The following is a 17,374-nucleotide window of genomic DNA, read 5'->3' on the forward strand; positions in this document are numbered from 1 at the left end:
TGCGCGTGCAGGCACCGAATTACGCGCATGATGGCTTCATCTTAGGTAAAAATTCGCATCGCCAACCAGTGGGAAACACCCGCGAGAAACGGGGAAAGTATGCGGAATCGGCAGTTGCGCGCGAACGTATTGCCGATGTCGATCCGGTGTCGACGTCGGGAAATTGATCAGCGGATTGGATGCTCGAGGATGCCAAACTTCATACGTTCTGTCGGGGGACGTCGTCGTCGACACATCGCATTGAATACATCTGCGAGGAATGACGTGCACCCATACGTACGCACTCGGGCACGCTGTTCGCGATGACTTGAAAACGCCGTGAACAACTACCGTTCGTCAGCTTCCTCGACGAAGATCTCGAACCACGCGTTCATCACGGCCCAGAAATCCACGCGCTCAAGCTCGGTCGGACGCTCGTGCCACCATAACCGCCCGGCCGGGTTGCCACCGCCGGCCCCTTCGCTCGAATCGACGCACAGCCAGTCACCGCTGCCGTTATGAAACACGGCCCACACGAGATCCGGGTTCACGCCGAGCTTGCGTATCGCTGCGGGCGCCAGGTCGAGCTTGTCCGCGAGCGTGGCGTGATCGGCGAGCGGCAACGGCCCCATCGAATGCGCGGGAAAGAACGTCCAGCCGTCATGCACGGATTGATGGAACCGTCGCAGATCGTCGGGCAGTGCAGGCCACGGTGACGCATCACCCGGCCGCCGCTCGCCCAACGGCGCGCGGCCGATGAAGAAATTCAGGTCGTCGTGCCCGACCGTGTACGGATACAGCAGCACGACGTCGCCGCCGTCATTGCGGAACACGGCCGGACGCGCGAGCTTGTCGCGGAAGAACTGCGCGACGGCCGGCAGCCGATCGATGATGCCGGCCCACATCCGCACGAGCGTCTCCGTCAGCATGTCGTCCGGCGCGGCGAGCAGCGCGCGCCATGCCGGCGGCACGTCGACATCGGCCGGCATCTCGTCCGCCGCGAGCCAGACGCTGCCGGTCGCCCGGAAGCGCTTCAACTCCGCCGCATAAACCGATGCGGTCAACTCGATCATCGCGTGTCACCCTCGAAGGCTGGAACCCGCGCATTCTATTGCCCGCGTCGGCACGACGATCGCGAATCGTCGCGCGCGGGCCACCTGTCGTGCGCAGGCCGCGCGCGTCCTCTTGGTGCCCCACGCCGCCGCGAGTATGCTTGCAGCTCGAACTGCTCTCCAACCCGGGCGCATACGCCTCATCGCGGGCGCGCGCCGCTCACCGTCATTCACCACTGATGGATTTCGACGTCATCGTTCTCGGCGCAGGCATCGTCGGCGTCTCCGCGGCACTTCACCTGCAGGATCGAGGACGCAAGGTCGCCCTCGTCGATCGCGGCGCGCCCGGCGAAGGCACGAGCTTCGGCAACGCGGGGCTGATCGAGCGCTCGTCGGTCGAACCGTATCCGTTCCCGCGCAGCCCGTTCACGCTGATGCGCTATGCGCTGAACCGCTCGACCGATCTTTACTGGCACAGCGCGTCGCTGCCCGCATTCGCGCCCTGGCTCGCGCGTTTCTGGTGGGAATCGGCGCCGCTGCGTCACGCGGCGGCGTCGCGCGACATGCTGCCGCTGATCGAGCGCTGCATCGTCGAGCACGACGCGCTGATCGCGCGGGCCGGCGCCGGCGAACTCATCCGCGCGAACGGCTGGCTGGAAGCGTTCCGCACGCCGGCCGCGTTCGAACGCAGCGTGGCCGAAGCCGGACTCACTGCGCGCCGCCACGGGCTCGGCATCACGCCGCTCGATGCCGCCGCGCTGAGCGCGCACGAACCGAGCCTCGCGCCCGGCTTCTGCGGCGCATTGCACTGGCTCGATCCGAAAAGCGTCGTCGACCCGTCCGCGCTCGTCAAAGCGTACGCGCAACTCTTCGTGCAAGGCGGCGGCACGCTGCTGACGGGTGACGCCGCGAGCCTCGACGCGCTGTCGCCGGGCTGGCAGGTCCGGACGCAGGACGGCCTGGCCGCCGCGCCGGCCGTGGTCGTCGCGCTCGGCCCGTGGTCCGACACGGTGTTCGGCAAGTTCGGCTACACGATCCCGCTGCGCGAGAAGCGCGGCTATCACATGCACTACGCGCCGTCCGCGCGCGGCGTGCCGTCGGCGCCGATCGTCGATCGCGAATACGGTTACGTGATCGCACCGATGAAGCGCGGGTTGCGGCTGACGACCGGCGTCGAGATCGCGCGGCGCGGCGTGCCGCCCACCGGCGTGCAGCTCGAACGCGCGGAACGCGTCGCGCGGCCCGTGTTCGGTTTCGGCGAGCGCCTCGACCCGCAACCCTGGCTCGGCTTCCGGCCGTGCACGCCCGACATGCGCCCGGTGATCGGGCCCGCGCCCGCGCATCGCGGGCTGTGGTTCGCGTTCGGCCACAACCATCACGGGCTGACGCTCGGCCCCGTCACCGGCCGCCTGCTGGCCGAAATGATGACGGGCGAAGCGCCGTTCACCGATCCGGCGCCGTATCGCGCGGATCGCTTCTGAACGGGCAACCGATCACGCTTCGACGCGCGCTCAATCGAGCGCGCGACCGAAGATGCGGATCACTTCGTCCAGATGCTCGGCCATCGCGCGGCGCGCGGCGTCCGGGTCGCGTGCGCGGATCGCATCGAGGATCGCGCGGTGTTCGAGTTCCGACCGGTGCGGCATGTCGTTCGGCATGTACAGCGACTGCAGCCGCTGGAACATCGGGTCGTACTTGTGCGCGAGCAGCTGCTTGATCATCAGCGCATACGCGGCGTTGTCGCTCGCTTCCGCGATGCGGATGTGAAACAGCCGGTCGCCCGGATGCGTGAGCGAGCCACTGAGGTTGTCTGCCTGGTTGCGCAGGAACGCCTCGTGGATCCCTTCGATCTGCTCGTCCGACCCGTGCTTCGCGGCCAGCGACGCCGCTTCAGGCTCGATCAGACGGCGCGCCTGCAGCAACGCGAACGGCGGGATTTCGGTATCGAGGTCGAGTGCAATGCCGAGTTCGGGATCGATCTCGACGATCGTGAACGGCGCGGCCTTTTCCGCAGGGACAGGCGTGGGCTCAGGGGCAGCCGTTTCGGGGTGGCGCACCTTCACGCCATCGCCGACGCGCACGCTCACGAGCCCGCTCACTTCGAGCGCGATCAGCGCCTCACGCACCGAGGTGCGCGACACACCGAACTGTTCGGCCAGTTCGCGCTCGGGCGGCAGGTAGCTGCCCGGCGGAAAATCGCCGGACTCGATCATCGCACTGAGCTTGTCGGCGATCTGCTGGTAGAGACGGCGGTTCTGAATCGGCTGGATGGACATACGTCGGGACTGGTGATCGGTTTCGTTCCGGACGGCCGCGCGCATCGCACGCAACCGTTTGCGCATATTCTAAAGGTTCGGCCCCGGGCATCGGGTGAAGCATCGATGCGACCGCAACCATCGGCACACCGCGGCACCCATCGCCATTCGTCCGACGAAGCCACGTTCCAACGCATACGCCCGCGCGTTCACGTCGGCACCGCGTAGCAACGCGCGGCGGTGCCACCCCACAGCGCGTTGCGCTCGGCCGCCGACAGCCGCGATTCGGCCCAGCGCTCGATGATCGACGCAACTTCGTCATACGACGCGGCCAGCAGGCACACGGGCCAGTCCGACCCGAACATCAGCCGCTGCGGGCCGAACGCGTCGAGTGCCGCGTCGAGACACTGCTCGATGCGCCGGACGTCCTTCCCGCGCAGCCCGCGCTTCCAGTCGGCCTCGGTCACGAGCCCCGACAGCTTGCACACGACATGCGGCAGCGCGCCCAGCTCGCGCAACACGGCACGCCAGCGCGCGAGCGCCGTGTCGTCGCGCTCGAAGTCGGCGAGTGCGGGCTTGCCGACGTGATCGAGCACGAGCCAGTGCGCGTCGTGCCGCGCACAAAACGCCCACACGTCCCGCAACTGGCGCTCGAACACGAGCACGTCGTACACGTAGCCGTTCGCCTGCAGCCACGCGATACCGCGGTTGAAGCCCGGCTCCGCGACGAACGCGCCGGCATCGGCTTCGTCCTGTACCTGGTGACGGAACCCGCGCAGCTTCGGGCTGCGCCATTCGGCAATTCGATCCGCGAGCTGCGGCGCGGCGAGATTCTCCCAGCCGACCACCGCCGCGATGCGCGCATCGTCGCGCGCGAGATCGAGCAGGAACGCCGTCTCGTCGCGCCCGGCGCGCGCCTGCACCGCGATCGACGCGCCGATCGCCTGCGCATGCATCAGCGGCCACAGCGCGTCGGGCAGGTAGTCGCGCGCGAGCACCCCCATCCCGGCGCCGATCCACGGATAATCGGCGGCGCGATAGCGCCAGAAGTGCTGATGGGAATCGATACGCGCTGCACCCATGATGCCCTCGTGTCCGGTCGCCGCGGCGGCGGCGCGCGCCGCCGCCGCTCGACGCAACGTTCAGTCGTACAACACCGCCGTGATCTTCGGATCGTCGATATTGGTCTTGTCGTACCAGTAGAAGCCGGTATCGATGACCTTCGGCAGCTTCTCGCCCTTGATCGCCTTTACGGCCGCCTCGACCGTCTTGTAGCCGATCCCGACCGGGTTCTGCGTGATCGCGCCGGCCATCAGCCCGCTCCGGATCGCGTCCTTCTGCTGCTTGCCGGAATCGTATCCGACGATCACGACCTTGCGCTTCATCTCGCGCACGCCGTTGACCACGCCGATCGCCGAGCCTTCGTTGGTGCCGAACAGCCCCTTGAGCTTCGGATACGCCTGCAGGATCGACTTCGTCACCTCGGTCGACTTCAGCTGGTCGCCTTCGCCGTACTGCACGGTCACGACCTGCACCTTCGGGTGCGCCGACTTCATCCGTTCGAGGAAGCCGTCGCGGCGATCGATGCCGGTGCGGCTCGTCTGGTCGTGCGCGACCACGGCCACCTCGCCTTCATCGCCGATCAGCGCGGCAAGCTTGTCGGCGGCGAGCGACGCGGCGGCCTTGTTGTTGGTCGCGGCCGTCGTTACCGGGATATCGCTGTCCACGCCCGAGTCGAACGCGATCACCGGGATCTTCTCGGCCTGCGCCTTCTTCAGGAGCGGCAGCGCGGCCTTGCTGTCGAGCGCCGCGAAGCCGAGCGCGGCCGGCTTCTTCGCGATCGCTGCCGACAGCATGTCGATCTGCTTGTCGACCATCGCCTCGGTCTCCGGCCCGTCGAACGTCACCCTCACCTTGTAGTCCTTCGCGGCCTGCATCGCGCCCGCTTTCACGGCCTGCCAGAACTGATGCTGGAAGCCCTTCGAGATCAGCGGGATGTAGGTTTCCTGCGCCTGCGCGCCGGCCGTGACGCCGACGGCGAACGTCAGCCCGACGATCGCGTTCAACACCTTGCTCCTGATCACTTCGCGTCTCCTTTTTTCGTATCGACTCAACCGACTGGAACGACTGGGACGCCGGCCGGAACCGGCGATGAAGCACATGCCTGCGTGAATGCAACCGTCAGCGGCGCCGCCGGCGCAGGATGTCGACGTAGACGGCGAGGATGATGATCACGCCCGTCACGACCGTCTGCCATTCCTGCGCGACCGACATGATGCGCAGGCCGTTCGTCAGCACGCTCATGATGAACGCGCCGATGATGGTGCCGACGATGCTGCCCGCGCCGCCCGACAGCGACGTGCCGCCGATCACCACGGCCGCGATCGCATCGAGCTCGTAGCCTTGCCCGAGCGCGGGCTGCGCGGAATTCAGCCGCGACGCGATCAGCAGCCCGGCGATCCCGCACACCGCGCCGCTGAACGTGTAGACCGCGATCTTCCACGCATCGACGTTGACGCCCGACAGCCGCAGCGCTTCCTCGTTGCTGCCGAGCGCGAACGTGTAGCGGCCGAAGATCGTGCGGTTCAGCACGATCGACGCGCCGACCGCGACGAGGAACAGGATCAGCACCGCGTTCGGAATCGGCAGCGCCGGAATCAGGTTGCCGATCAGCGAATCCTGCGCGATCGACGTGAAGCCCGGCGTGTCGTTGAAGTAGATCGGCCGCGTGCCCGAGATCACGAGCGACAGCCCCTTGAGCAGCATCATCATGCCGAGCGTCGCGATGAACGGCGGCACTTTCATCTTCGCGATCACGAAGCCCGACACGCTGCCCGACAGCGCGCCGAAGCACAGCGCGGCCAGGATCCCGAGCGGCAGCGGCATGCCCCACTTCGTCAGCACGACGCCGGCCATCACCGCGCAGAACGTCATCAGCGTGCCGACCGACAGGTCGATGCCCGACGTGATGATCACGTAGGTACAGGCGACGGCCAGCACGCCGTTCACCGCGGTGGCCTGCAGGATCGCGACGAGGTTATCGACTTCGAGGAAGTTCGGCGACGCGAAGCTGAAGAACACGATCAGCAGCACGAGGCTCGCGAACGCGAGCAGCTTCTGCCGCGCGGCCGGATTGAAGAAGCGCGACTTCAGGCTCGATGCGCCGGCCGGCGTGTCGCCGGAAGCGAGAGGCGGTACAGGATGCGTATCGTTGGACATGATCGGGTAAGCGTCTCGGCGTCTGATTCAGGACAATACGGTCGACTCGCGCTGCGTCGCGAGCTGCATGATCTTTTCCTGCGTGGCCTCGGCCGCGCGCAATTCGCCGGTTACGCGTCCTTCGCACATCACGAGAATCCGGTGGCTCATGCGCAGCACCTCGGGCAACTCCGACGAGATCATCACGATCGCCTTGCCGTCGGCGGCGAGCGCGTCGAGCAGCTTGTAGATCTCGCTTTTCGCGCCGACGTCGATGCCGCGCGTCGGTTCGTCGAAGAACAGGATGTCGCAGTCGCGCAGCAGCCACTTCGCGATCACGATCTTCTGCTGGTTGCCGCCCGACAGCAGCCGCGCCGGCTGCGCAACCGACGGCGTTCGAATCGCGAGCTGCCGCACATACGACTGCGCGGTGTCGCGCAGCGCACGCGCGTCGAGGAACACGCCGCGGCGCACGAAGCGGCGCATGCTCGACAGCGCGATGTTGTTCTGCACGTCCATCCCGACCGCGAGCCCGAAATGCTTGCGATCCTCGGACAGGTAGCCGATGCCGTACTTCACCGCATCGGCCGGCGTGCGGATCGTCACGACCCTGCCGTTCACGCGGATCTCGCCCGCATCGACCGGGTCCGCGCCGAACACCGCGCGCGCGACCTCGGTGCGGCCTGCGCCCATCAACCCTGCGAAGCCGAGAATCTCGCCGCGCCGCAGCGTGAAGCCGACATCGCGGATCGCGCGGCCGCGCGACAGCCCGCGCACTTCGAGCGCGACGTCGTTCGCGGACGTGTCGGGCGGCGTGCGGAATTCGGTCGCGAGCTGGCGGCCGACCATCATCGCGATGATCGTGTCCATCGACGTGTCGGCCATCGGCACGGTCGCCACGTACTTGCCGTCGCGCATCACGGTCACGCGATCGGCGATCTGGCGCAGCTCGTCCATCTTGTGCGAGATGTAGACGATGCCGACACCGTGCGCGCGCAAATCGCGGATGATGCGGAACAGCTCGGCGATCTCCGCGTTGTTGAGCGCGGCGGTCGGCTCATCCATGATCAGCACGCGCGAGTCGAACGACAGCGCCTTCGCGATCTCGACCATCTGCTGCTTCGCCACCGTGAGCCGGCCGACCGGCGTACGCGGGTCGAGATCGAGCCGCATCCGCGCGAAGATCGCGGCCGCGTCGCGGTTGAGTGCCGCTTCGTCGACGAACACGCCGAAGCGGCCGCGCGGCTCGCGGCCGATGAAGATGTTCTGCGCGACGCTCAGGTGGTTCATCAGGTTCAGTTCCTGATGGATGATGCCGATCCCGAGCGCCTGCGCGGCGCGCGGATCGGCGATCTCCACCGCGCGGCCGTCCATCCGGATCTCGCCGTCGTCGCGCTGGTAGACGCCCGCCAGGATCTTCATCAACGTCGACTTGCCGGCGCCGTTCTCGCCCATCAGCGCATGCACTTCGCCGGCACGCAGGTCGAAACGGCAATCGTCGAGCGCCTGCACGCCGGGGAAGCGCTTGCCGATGCCGGTCAATGCGATCAACGGCGGCGCGGTGTTCGGGTTCAAGTCCGGTTGCATGGATCGCCGCCCTCAGCTGATCGCACGGTCGAGATGCGTATAGCCGCCGTCGACGAACAGCCACTGGCCCGTCGTGTGCGATGCGCGCGCCGACAGCAGGAACACGGCCGTATCGGCGATTTCGTCGGCGGTCGTGAAGCGTTTGCCGAGCGGCACCTTGCCGGCAATTTCCGCGACCTTCGCTTGCGGGTCGTCGAAGCCGGCGATCCAGTTCTGATAGAGCGGCGTCATCACCTCGGCCGGAATCACCGCGTTCACGCGCACGCCGTCGTCACGCAACGCGACGGCCCATTCGCGCGTCAACGCAAGCTGTGCGCCCTTCGATGCGCAATAGCCGCTCGTGTTGCCCTGCCCGGTGACAGCCGTCTTCGACGAAATATTGACGATCGCGCCGCGCGACGCCTTCAGGTGCGGCACGCAGTAGTGCGCCATCACGTAGTAGTGGATCAGGTTGCGTTCGAGCGACGCGACGAATGCGTCGCGTCCCGCATCGAGCCCGATGCTGTCGTTGACGCCCGCGTTGTTGACCAGGCCGTCGAGTCGGCCGAAGCGCGTGACCGTTTCCGCAACGGCATCGCGGCACTGCGCGTCGTCCTGCAATTCGACCGAGATGCACGCGGCCTGCGGCTGCTTCTGCACGAGTGCGCGCCAGAATGCGTCGTCGGGCGCGTGGCGCGCGAACACCACCGGAATCGCGCCTTCTTCGGCCAGCCGCATCGAGATCGCGGCACCGATGCCCGACGCGCCGCCGGTCACGATCACAACCTTGTGTTGCAGATTCAGATCCACTTCGCGTCTCCGTCGTTCATGTTGTCGGCACGCTCGACGCGTGTCAGCCGCGGAACCGGTACTGCTCCAGCGATTCGGGCTTCATCTCGATCGAGAACCCGGGTGCCGTCGGCGGCATGTACGCCGCGCCGCGCACGACGCACGGTTCGACGAAATGCTCGTGCAGGTGATCGACGTACTCGGTCACGCGCCCTTCCTTCGTGCCGGCAATGCAGATGTAATCGATCATCGACAGATGCTGCACGTACTCGCATAACCCGACGCCACCCGCATGCGGGCACACGGGCAGCCCGTACTTCGCGGCCATCAGCATCACCGCGAGAATCTCATTCACGCCGCCGAGCCGGCACGCATCGATCTGCACGACGTCGATCGCACCGCGCGCGATGAACTGCTTGAACAGCACGCGGTTCTGGCACATCTCGCCGGTCGCGACCTGCACGGGCGCGATCGCCTTGCGGATCTTGCGATGCCCTTCGACGTCGTCGGGGCTGGTCGGCTCCTCGATGAACCACGGCCGCGCGAACGCCAGCTCGCGCACCCAGTCGATCGCCTCGTCCACTTCCCACACCTGGTTCGCGTCGATCATCAGCTTGCGGTCCGGGCCGATCACCTCGCGTGCGATCGTCACGCGGCGAATGTCGTTCTCCAGATTCGCGCCGACCTTCAGCTTCACGTACTCGAACCCGGCTTCGACGGCTTCGCGGCACAGCCGCCGCAGCTTGTCGTCGCTGTAGCCGAGCCAGCCGGCCGACGTCGTGTAGCACGGGTAGCCGTCGCGCTCGAGCAGCGCGATCCGGTCGGCCTTGCCGGGCGCCTGGCGGCGCAGCAGGTCGAGCGCTTCGTCCGGCGTCAGGCAGTCGGTCAGGTAGCGGAAGTCGATCGCGCGCACCAGTTCCTCGGGGCTCATGTCGGCCACGAGCCGCCACAGCGGCTTGCGTTCGGCTTTCGCCCACAGATCCCACACCGCGTTGACGACCGCGCCCGTCGCCAGGTGGATCGCGCCCTTGTCGGGGCCGATCCAGCGCAACTGGCTGTCCGACGTCACGTGCCGCCAGAAGCGGCCCATGTCTTCGCGGATCCAGTCGAGGTCGAGGCCGACGACGAGGTGACGCATCGCGTCGATCGCCGCGCAGCAGATTTCGTTGCCGCGCCCGATGGTGAACGTGAGCCCGTGACCTTCGAGCCCGTCATGGTCGGTTTCGAGCACGACGTAGGCCGCCGAATAATCGGGGTCCGGATTCATCGCGTCGGAGCCGTCGAGCTGGCGCGAGGTCGGGAAGCGCACGTCGAGGACGCGCATCGATCGAATGATAGGCATGACGAACCGTCCGTTAAAGGAAATCAGGCCTGCACGGTGCGCTGGCGTTGCTCGCCGAGCCCGTCGATGCCGAGCGTGATCACCTGTCCGGCGCGCAGATAGACGGGCGGCTTCTGCCCGAGGCCGACACCCGGCGGCGTGCCGGTCGAGATCACGTCGCCCGGCTGCAGGCTCATGAAGCGGCTCAGGTAGCTGATCAGGTGCGGCACGCGGAACACCATCGTCGCGGTCGTGCCGTTCTGGTAGCGATGGCCGTCGACGTCGAGCCACAGCCGCAGCGCGTGCGGATCGGGCACTTCGTCGGCCGTCACGAGCCACGGGCCGAGCGGCCCGAACGTGTCGTTGCCCTTGCCCTTGTCCCACGTGCCGCCGCGTTCGAGCTGGAATTCGCGCTCCGACACGTCGTTCACGACGCAATAGCCGGCGACGTGCGACAGCGCGTCGGCTTCCGCGATGTAGCGGCCGCCCTGGCCAATGACCACGCCGAGCTCGACTTCCCAGTCGGTTTTTTCCGAGCCGCGCGGAATCTCGACGTCGTCGTTCGGGCCCGAGATCGCGCTCGTCCACTTGCCGAACACGACGGGCTCCTTCGGTACTTCCATCCCCGATTCGGCCGCGTGGTCGGAATAGTTGAGCCCGATGCAGATGAACTTGCCGACGCGGCCCACGCACGCGCCGAGCCGCGGCGTGCCTTCGACCAGCGGCAGCGACGACGGCGGAATGTCGCGCAGCCGCGCGAGCGACGCCGGCGCCAGCACGTCGCCGGCGATGTCGTCGATCACGCCGGACAGGTCGCGGATATGGCCCTGCGCATCGAGCAGGCCGGGTTTCTCATGGTGTTTGTCGCCGAATCTGAGCAGTTTCATGTCGTGTTGAGCCGATACGGAAAGTGAATGGGAGGGCGCGGTCAGTTTGACCAGCCGCCGTCGATCAGGTGGATCGCGCCGGTCGTGAACGACGCTTCGTCGGACGCGAGGTACAGCGCGAGCGCGGCCACTTCCTCCGCGCTGCCGATGCGTCCGATCGGCTGGCGCGCGACGAATGCCTGGCGCACTTCGTCGGTCGACACGTGGCGCGTGCGCGCCTGGTCCGCGATCCGCTGTTCCAGCGACGGCGATTCGATCGTGCCCGGGCAGATCGCGTTGCAGCGGATGCCCCGCTCGACGAAATCGGCGGCCACCGCCTTGGTCAGGCCGATCACGGCCGCCTTGGTCGTGCCGTACACGAAGCGGTTGGGCACGCCCTTCACGCTCGACGCGGCCGACGCCATGTTGATGATCGACGCGCCGCCGGCTTCGAGCATCGCGGGCAGCAGCGCGCGGATCAGCCGGTACATCGACGTGACGTTCAGGTTCAGCGAGAACGCCCATGCTTCGTCGTCGCAGTCGAGGATCGAGCCGTGGTGCACGAAGCCCGCGCAGTTGAACAGCACGTCGAACGCGCGTTCGCTCGCGCCAAGCGCCGCGACGTCCCGCGCATCGGTCACGTCGAGCCGACGGGTGGCCAACCGGCCGCCCGCGCGCTCGGCGTCGGCCTCGATCCGCACGAGCGCGGCTTCGTTGATGTCGGTCGCCAGCACGTCGGCGCCCTCGCTCGCGAACCGCAGCGCGGTCGCGCGGCCGATGCCCTGCCCGGCCGCCGTCACCAGCGCGCGCTTGCCCTGCAATCTCATGACCACCTCCCGGAAAAGCCGGCCATCCGTCGGCCGATTGGCACAAAGGACTAAAGGTCCAGCCAATCATAGGAAGTGATTCCGCGTTTGTCACGGAATCGGGATTCAGTATTTACCCGGGTGGGGAAATCGGGCCGTCGAGCAAGGATTTGGCGTTCGACGGCGCTCGGGAGCACGCCCCGGGATTCGGACAAATCCAATACCGGCGGGCCTTCCAGTCAGTTTTTTCGCGCACGCCCGGCGCGGCCCCTCGCCAAACTGACGAAAAAGTCATGTTCACGTCAGGGTCTCAACGGGATGCGCGCGCCATCATGACGTACCGGACTGCGCATCCGGTCCATCGCCACCCCGCCCGCGTTCGATCCCTGCGGGCACCTCCGTCCCCCGGCGATGGGCTCCGTGACTGGGCGAGCAGACACGGCGCGCAGGCCGATTTTCCGCCCCGGGCTTCACGTCCGGGGCGTTTTTGTCTGTGGTTTCCAAGAAAATAAGCTTGGATTGTTTCTAAATCGGCAAAAGGTAATTTGAGCCAGACAGGATGTTTTTTCCGGTCACAGACGCTTACATTTAGCGCACCACTCATGGAAACCGCTACGGATTCGCCATCGGGTAGTGACATCCACTGCCATGACCGAACCGCACGAGCTTTAGGAAACGGCAAATGAAGGCCTCCAAATCCCTGCCTGCGCTCGATCCCGCCGACGTTCACGTCGAAATCCTCGAACGTTCCGATACGCTGCTCGTCGTCCGCTGGGTCGAGCCCGGCCGCTGTCACTACGGTGAACAGCGCTGGCGCCGCCGCTTCGCGCAACGCACCGGCACCTGCGCGCTGTCGCGCCAGGTGATCCACCGCGGCGACGAAGTCTTCCGCCCGGCCGAACGCCCGGCACCCGCGAATGCAGCCGCGATGATCTCCGCCGCCGAAGTGCTCGCGCTGGCCGGCGGCAGGTAAATCCTGCCGGCCGCGCATCACGGCACGCGGCGCCTCACGATGCGCCGGCCCTAGAAGCGCCGGTCTAGTTCCCCCGCTTGTCTGCCACGCCCGCGCGCACTATCGTTACACCACTCAATGTAATGATTACGCGCCGCGGCCGCCCGGCCGCGCCGATGGAGGCAGACATGCATGCATGGAGCGCGCGCCACGTCCCGGCGCAAGGCGGCAAGGTCGCGGTCGTGACCGGCGCCAACAGCGGGCTCGGCTGGCAGTTGGCGGAAACGCTGGCCGCGAAAGGCGCGACGGTCGTGATGGGCTGCCGCGACGCGGCCCGCGCCGCGCAGGCGGCCGACGCGATCCGCCGGCTCCATCCCGATGCCCGCGTCGAAGTCGATGCGCTCGACCTCGCCGATCTCGCGTCGATCGCACGCTTCGCGGCCGAGGTGGCCGAACGCCATGGGCGCGTCGATATCCTCTGCAACAACGCCGGCGTGATGTTCCTGCCGCTGCGTCATACGCACGACGGCTTCGAGATGCAGTTCGGCACCAACCACCTCGGCCATTTCGCGCTCACCGGCCATCTGCTGCCCGCGCTGCGCGCCGCGCGCCGCGCGCGGGTCGTGACGATGTCGAGCGGCCTCAACCGCGGCGGCCGGATCCGCGTCGACGACCTGCGCGCCGAGCACCGCTACAACCGTTATCTCGCCTATTGCGACAGCAAGCTCGCCAATCTCGTGTTCGCGATCGAGCTGCAGCGCCGTTTCGAGCGCGCGGCGTTCGCCGGGATCAGCGTGGCCGCGCACCCGGGCTACGCGGCGACCAACCTGCAGTTCGCGGGCCCGGCGATGGACAGCTCGCCCGCCCGTGCCGCGCTGATGCGCGCCGCGAACCGTTATCTCGCGCAGCCGGCCGACCAGGGCGCGCTGCCCGCGATTCATGCGGCAACCTCGCCCGATCTCGCCGGCGGCGCGTACATCGGGCCGTCCGGCTGGTTCGAGTCGCGCGGGCTGCCGGCACCCGCGAGCGTGCCACGCGCGGCGCGCGACGTGGCCTCCGCGGCGCTGTTGTGGGAAGCCTCGGAAGCCGCGACGGGCGTGCGTTTCCTCAGTTCGGGCGCACCGGCCGGACGCACACCGGGCCGGCCGTTCGACACGGCGGCCGAGGTGCGCTGAATCGCGCGTCGGGCGCCGCAACATTCGCCCTACTCGTTGCATCAACCGAAAAGAAAGCCGGTTGAAAGACTGATTCGACGGACTACTGTTACCACCCAGGAAACAATCTATCGTCAAAACCAGCGTTTACCCTGAACCCTCCGATGACTAAGATTTGATCAATCGCTTAAGACATGGTGTCGAGAGCGAACTCACTAAAACACCGGAGGTCATCATGAAATCGCTCGTTTCCGCAGTCGTTGCCGCTGCCGCCCTGTCCGCTTCGTTCGGCGCATTCGCTCAAAGCACCGTGACCCGCGCTCAAGTGCGCAACGAACTGGTCCAACTCGAACAAGCCGGCTACAAGCCGGGCGTGTCGAGCCCGTACTACCCGAACGACATCCAGAGCGCCGAAGCGCGTGTTCATGGTGCCGACACCAGCGGCTACGGCGCACAACCGGCTCCGGCCGTCCACTCGGGCGCCCCGGCTGCATCGTCGAACGCTCGCGACTCGATCTTCTTCGGCCAGTAAGCCGATGCGCCCTCGGCGGGCGCCGCGCGTCGCGCGATGAAGCAATATCCGGACGAGCCCCCTTGCGGGGCTCGTTCTTTTTTATGAACGCATACCTCCGCCGCCCGGCAACGGGGGGCTTCGCCCGGGCGCCTGGCGTCCGGGCGCTTTTTCATCTGCGAGGGATGCGTGCGAGCAGGATGAAGCCGCGCGCGCCCGTCAGCGCGGCGCGGCCACGGCAGGCGTCGATCGCGACAGCACCCGCCACCGCGACAGCAACTCGTCGCGATCGACATAGCAGCCCTGCAGGTGCCGGCGGCCGGTAGACGGATCGAACTCGGTGCGCGCATGCAGCACGCGCCGGTTGTCGAACGCCCACATGTCGCCCGCCCGCAGCCGGCGCTGCACGCGAAAGCGCGGCTCGCGCGCCAGCGCGAGAAACCGCCGGTACGCGCGATAGACGGCCGCGACCGAGCCGGCCGGCGCATCGAGCGGCCCGCGCAGGAAGTTCGCGACGCGCACCTCCGTCACGTTGCCGCGCGCGTCGAGCCCGATCACCGGCGCCGAGCAGCGGTAGTCGCTGTTCGCACTCTTGTTCCAGAACTCGAACGGCGTCGAAGCGAGTTGTTCGAAATCGGCCGGATGCTCGCGCCGCAGCGCATCGGCCAGCGCGAAGCCGTCGAGGAATACGCTGTCGCCGCCGGTCGCGTCGTTCGCGAGGCAATGCAGGAACTGCACGCCCGGCTGCAACTCGCGGGTCGGCAAGTCGGTATGCGGCGGCAGGTTCAGCGACGTATACGCATTGCTGTCCGGGCGCGGCTTCGATTCGACGTCGAACAGCACGCCGAAATTGCTCTCGCGGATCAGGCCGATGCGGCGCGCAATCTCGTCGACACGGCCACGCTCGGCCGGCACGCCTTCGACGAGCGTCAGCCCCGTGCGTTGCAACGCGGCGAGCCACGCGAGCAATGCGCCATCGTCCTCCATCACGTCGCGCCACGCGAATACGCCGATGGCCGTCGCATCGTCACCGGCCCATACGTGCCGCCCGTGCGCGGCCTGGCGCTCCGCGCGCGACGCGTCGTCGTATGCATGCGCGCGCAACCAGCCCGGCGACCACGCGCTGCGATGTCCGTCATTCCACTCGACATGTAGCGCGCCGTCGGCTTCGACGTGCACCGTCAGTGCGGAGAGATCCTCGCGCGCATCGGCGATCTCGAACACCTGTTCACGCGTGACGGCATGCACGCATGCGGAACACGCGCAGTTGTCGCGCAGCCAGTCGAAATGAAACGGCGATCGTCGCGTGTCGCTCCATTCGATGTCCACCGCGCCGTCGCCAATCGTCGCCGCCGCGATGGCCGCGTCGGCCGAAAACGTCCGCCAGTCCTCGATACGGTGTTGCGCTGCCTGCATCGTTGCCTCCCGGAAACGCCCGCTACGCGTGTGGTGCGAGCAGAAACCCGCCGACCGTCCGGTGCAGCCGCGCCGCCTGCGGGCTCGTTCCGAGCGCGCGCCAGCAGCCGTGCACCAGCCCCTCTCCCATCCAGTAATGCGCGGCCCCGCCGGCCGTGCGAATCCGTTCGACGTACACGCGCGCGTCGTCGCGCAGCGGATCGTGTTCCGCGCCGATCGCGAGCATGGGCGGCAGGCCGTCGAAACGCGCCGCCGCGAGCGGTACCGACGCGCGCAGCAGCGGGTTGCCGTCTCCCAGCGCATCGAGCAAGCAGCCGTCCCAGTACAGCGCGCGATAGCGATGGACGTCGTCGAGCGTCAGCATCGGCGCATGCGCTTCCGTTTCGCGCGCGGGCGATTGCGGTTCGAACCCGAGCATCGGATAGACGAGCGCGATGCCGTCGACACCGCCTTCGCCCGCATCGCGCAGCGCGGTGGCCACGGCCGCCGCGAGCATGCCGCCCGCGCTGTCGCCCGCGAGCGTCAGCGGATGCACGCACGGACCGAACGGCCAGCGTGCGTCACGCGCGGCACGCGTGACCTCCAGGCAATCTTCAAGCGCGGCCGGCGCGCGATGCTCAGGCGCGAGCCGGTAGTCGACCGCGATCACGTCGAGCCCCGTATCGGCCGCCAGTTGCGCGGTGATCAGCGCATGACTGTCGAGCGAGCCGACGACGAAGCCGCCGCCATGAAAGAACAGCACCGTGCCGCGTGGCGTCCGGTGCGCGGACGTGTAGCGCCGCAGCGCGATAGCGCGGCCGTCGGCGGCATGCCAGACGGCGTCCTGCTGCACGATCCCGGCCGGCAGCGCAGCCGGGGTCCATTCGGCCGCGAAGCGGTCGTAGAGGCGACGCTGCTCGGCGGGTGAGCGCACCGCCGCGTCGGCCGGATACCACGCGTCGACGGCGGCAACGAACGTCGCGATTTCCGGTTCGAGCATCGTGTGCGCTCCGAGGTCAAAGGTTCGCGCAGGTTATCGGCGCGGCGGCAGCCCGATCACGCGGCCCGCATACGCGGGCGCCGCGCAATCGCGCTGCAACGCATGCAGCTCGGCTACGCGTGCGGACACGTCGTCGTCGAACGGCGCCGATTTCGCGCCGTCGCGCGTATCGACGTGCAGCAGCATCTGCTCGCTCGCCGATACCGCATCGTCGTGCCCGTCAGCGAACAGCTCGAGATACAGGTGCAGCCGCTTCGCGTCGTGTGCGAGCACGCGCGCATCGACGCGCACCGGCGTACCCTCCTTGATCTCGCGCAGGTAGTTCACGTGCGCTTCGAGCGTGTAGACCGAGCGCCCCCGCTCGCGACGTGCGGCGTCGTCGAGCCCGATGCGATCGAGCAACGCATCGGTCGCGAAGCTGAAGATCAGCAGGTAGAACGCATCGCGCAGGTGGCCGTTGTAGTCGACCCATTCCGGCCGCACCACGTCGCGGTAAATCGTCAGCGGGGTATCGCCGGTCATCGTCTCTC

17 protein-coding genes are annotated in these 17,374 nt (G+C 67.5%); 4 read left to right on the forward strand and 13 right to left on the reverse strand.

Annotation, left to right across the window (positions count from 1 at the left end; genetic code table 11):
- Nucleotides 1–326 precede the first annotated feature (326 nt).
- Nucleotides 327–1,052: an SMI1/KNR4 family protein gene (locus CFB50_RS30035; RefSeq protein ID WP_089448189.1), complete on the reverse strand. Its 726-nt coding sequence runs from the start codon at nucleotides 1,050–1,052 to the stop codon at nucleotides 327–329.
- Nucleotides 1,053–1,270: 218 nt separating this feature from the next.
- Here CFB50_RS30035 and CFB50_RS30040 point away from each other — a divergent pair, with 218 nt between their 5' ends.
- Complete coding sequence (locus CFB50_RS30040) at nucleotides 1,271–2,512, forward strand: NAD(P)/FAD-dependent oxidoreductase (protein ID WP_069252324.1); 1,242 nt, start codon at nucleotides 1,271–1,273, stop codon at nucleotides 2,510–2,512.
- A 30-nt stretch (nucleotides 2,513–2,542) separates the two neighbouring features.
- On the opposite strand, the gene CFB50_RS30045 is transcribed toward CFB50_RS30040, so the two are convergent.
- The 9 genes from CFB50_RS30045 to CFB50_RS30085 form a co-directional block, all read right to left on the reverse strand.
- The gene (locus tag CFB50_RS30045; protein ID WP_069253028.1) at nucleotides 2,543–3,307 is read right to left on the reverse strand and encodes a FadR/GntR family transcriptional regulator; all 765 of its coding nucleotides are present in this window, start codon (nucleotides 3,305–3,307) and stop codon (nucleotides 2,543–2,545) included.
- Nucleotides 3,308–3,495: 188 nt separating this feature from the next.
- A complete protein-coding gene (locus CFB50_RS30050; protein ID WP_089448190.1) occupies nucleotides 3,496–4,368 on the reverse strand; it encodes an amidohydrolase family protein in 873 nt (290 codons plus the stop codon).
- Between the two features lie 60 nt (nucleotides 4,369–4,428).
- Nucleotides 4,429–5,370 (reverse strand): ABC transporter substrate-binding protein, encoded by a 942-nt coding sequence (locus tag CFB50_RS30055; protein WP_069252325.1) that lies wholly within the window; start codon nucleotides 5,368–5,370, stop codon nucleotides 4,429–4,431.
- Nucleotides 5,371–5,467: 97 nt separating this feature from the next.
- Entirely contained in the window at nucleotides 5,468–6,505 is a 1,038-nt protein-coding gene (locus tag CFB50_RS30060; protein WP_069252326.1) for an ABC transporter permease, read from the reverse strand.
- Between the two features lie 27 nt (nucleotides 6,506–6,532).
- Nucleotides 6,533–8,071 (reverse strand): sugar ABC transporter ATP-binding protein, encoded by a 1,539-nt coding sequence (locus CFB50_RS30065; protein WP_089448191.1) that lies wholly within the window; start codon nucleotides 8,069–8,071, stop codon nucleotides 6,533–6,535.
- 12 nt (nucleotides 8,072–8,083) lie between these two features.
- Nucleotides 8,084–8,860 carry an SDR family oxidoreductase gene (locus CFB50_RS30070; RefSeq protein ID WP_089448192.1) on the reverse strand — a complete coding sequence of 259 codons (777 nt, stop codon included), beginning with the start codon at nucleotides 8,858–8,860 and terminating at the stop codon, nucleotides 8,084–8,086.
- Between the two features lie 43 nt (nucleotides 8,861–8,903).
- Nucleotides 8,904–10,181, reverse strand: a complete 1,278-nt coding sequence (locus CFB50_RS30075) for an L-fuconate dehydratase (RefSeq protein WP_089448193.1) — start codon at nucleotides 10,179–10,181, stop codon at nucleotides 8,904–8,906.
- A 23-nt stretch (nucleotides 10,182–10,204) separates the two neighbouring features.
- On the reverse strand, nucleotides 10,205–11,047 hold the full coding sequence (locus CFB50_RS30080; protein ID WP_069252330.1) for an ureidoglycolate lyase: 843 nt from the start codon (nucleotides 11,045–11,047) through the stop codon (nucleotides 10,205–10,207).
- 41 nt (nucleotides 11,048–11,088) lie between these two features.
- Entirely contained in the window at nucleotides 11,089–11,853 is a 765-nt protein-coding gene (locus CFB50_RS30085; protein ID WP_089448194.1) for an SDR family oxidoreductase, read from the reverse strand.
- Between the two features lie 661 nt (nucleotides 11,854–12,514).
- Here CFB50_RS30085 and CFB50_RS30090 point away from each other — a divergent pair.
- The 3 genes from CFB50_RS30090 to CFB50_RS30100 all read left to right on the forward strand — a co-directional run bounded on the left by CFB50_RS30090 (nucleotide 12,515) and on the right by CFB50_RS30100 (nucleotide 14,470).
- Nucleotides 12,515–12,805 carry a DUF3331 domain-containing protein gene (locus tag CFB50_RS30090; protein WP_039366241.1) on the forward strand — a complete coding sequence of 97 codons (291 nt, stop codon included), beginning with the start codon at nucleotides 12,515–12,517 and terminating at the stop codon, nucleotides 12,803–12,805.
- 167 nt (nucleotides 12,806–12,972) lie between these two features.
- Entirely contained in the window at nucleotides 12,973–13,959 is a 987-nt protein-coding gene (locus CFB50_RS30095; protein WP_089448195.1) for an oxidoreductase, read from the forward strand.
- A 214-nt stretch (nucleotides 13,960–14,173) separates the two neighbouring features.
- Nucleotides 14,174–14,470, forward strand: coding sequence for a DUF4148 domain-containing protein (locus CFB50_RS30100; RefSeq protein ID WP_039366237.1), 297 nt, complete (start codon nucleotides 14,174–14,176; stop codon nucleotides 14,468–14,470).
- Between the two features lie 198 nt (nucleotides 14,471–14,668).
- Here the strand turns inward: CFB50_RS30100 and CFB50_RS30105 are convergent, their stop codons facing one another.
- Genes CFB50_RS30105 through CFB50_RS30115 form a run of 3 tightly spaced genes read right to left on the reverse strand, consistent with a single transcriptional unit; the run spans nucleotide 14,669 to nucleotide 17,366 of the window.
- Complete coding sequence (locus CFB50_RS30105) at nucleotides 14,669–15,865, reverse strand: TauD/TfdA family dioxygenase (protein ID WP_089448196.1); 1,197 nt, start codon at nucleotides 15,863–15,865, stop codon at nucleotides 14,669–14,671.
- 22 nt (nucleotides 15,866–15,887) lie between these two features.
- Nucleotides 15,888–16,844 (reverse strand): alpha/beta hydrolase, encoded by a 957-nt coding sequence (locus CFB50_RS30110; RefSeq protein WP_089448197.1) that lies wholly within the window; start codon nucleotides 16,842–16,844, stop codon nucleotides 15,888–15,890.
- 33 nt (nucleotides 16,845–16,877) lie between these two features.
- On the reverse strand, nucleotides 16,878–17,366 hold the full coding sequence (locus tag CFB50_RS30115) for a thioesterase family protein (protein ID WP_089448198.1): 489 nt from the start codon (nucleotides 17,364–17,366) through the stop codon (nucleotides 16,878–16,880).
- Nucleotides 17,367–17,374 lie beyond the last annotated feature (8 nt).

Origin of the sequence: Burkholderia sp. AU33423 (assembly GCF_002223135.1) — a bacterium.
GTDB lineage: Bacteria > Pseudomonadota > Gammaproteobacteria > Burkholderiales > Burkholderiaceae > Burkholderia > Burkholderia lata_D.

Coding starts and splice junctions, on each gene's coding strand:
- CFB50_RS30035 (WP_089448189.1), bottom strand. CDS start 1,052: ATGATCGAGTTGACCGCATCGGTTTATGCGGCGGAGTTGAAGCGCTTC.
- CFB50_RS30040 (WP_069252324.1), top strand. CDS start 1,271: ATGGATTTCGACGTCATCGTTCTCGGCGCAGGCATCGTCGGCGTCTCC.
- CFB50_RS30045 (WP_069253028.1), bottom strand. CDS start 3,307: ATGTCCATCCAGCCGATTCAGAACCGCCGTCTCTACCAGCAGATCGCC.
- CFB50_RS30050 (WP_089448190.1), bottom strand. CDS start 4,368: ATGGGTGCAGCGCGTATCGATTCCCATCAGCACTTCTGGCGCTATCGC.
- CFB50_RS30060 (WP_069252326.1), bottom strand. CDS start 6,505: ATGTCCAACGATACGCATCCTGTACCGCCTCTCGCTTCCGGCGACACG.
- CFB50_RS30065 (WP_089448191.1), bottom strand. CDS start 8,071: ATGCAACCGGACTTGAACCCGAACACCGCGCCGCCGTTGATCGCATTG.
- CFB50_RS30075 (WP_089448193.1), bottom strand. CDS start 10,181: ATGCCTATCATTCGATCGATGCGCGTCCTCGACGTGCGCTTCCCGACC.
- CFB50_RS30080 (WP_069252330.1), bottom strand. CDS start 11,047: ATGAAACTGCTCAGATTCGGCGACAAACACCATGAGAAACCCGGCCTG.
- CFB50_RS30085 (WP_089448194.1), bottom strand. CDS start 11,853: ATGAGATTGCAGGGCAAGCGCGCGCTGGTGACGGCGGCCGGGCAGGGC.
- CFB50_RS30090 (WP_039366241.1), top strand. CDS start 12,515: ATGAAGGCCTCCAAATCCCTGCCTGCGCTCGATCCCGCCGACGTTCAC.
- CFB50_RS30095 (WP_089448195.1), top strand. CDS start 12,973: ATGCATGCATGGAGCGCGCGCCACGTCCCGGCGCAAGGCGGCAAGGTC.
- CFB50_RS30100 (WP_039366237.1), top strand. CDS start 14,174: ATGAAATCGCTCGTTTCCGCAGTCGTTGCCGCTGCCGCCCTGTCCGCT.
- CFB50_RS30105 (WP_089448196.1), bottom strand. CDS start 15,865: ATGCAGGCAGCGCAACACCGTATCGAGGACTGGCGGACGTTTTCGGCC.
- CFB50_RS30110 (WP_089448197.1), bottom strand. CDS start 16,844: ATGCTCGAACCGGAAATCGCGACGTTCGTTGCCGCCGTCGACGCGTGG.
- CFB50_RS30115 (WP_089448198.1), bottom strand. CDS start 17,366: ATGACCGGCGATACCCCGCTGACGATTTACCGCGACGTGGTGCGGCCG.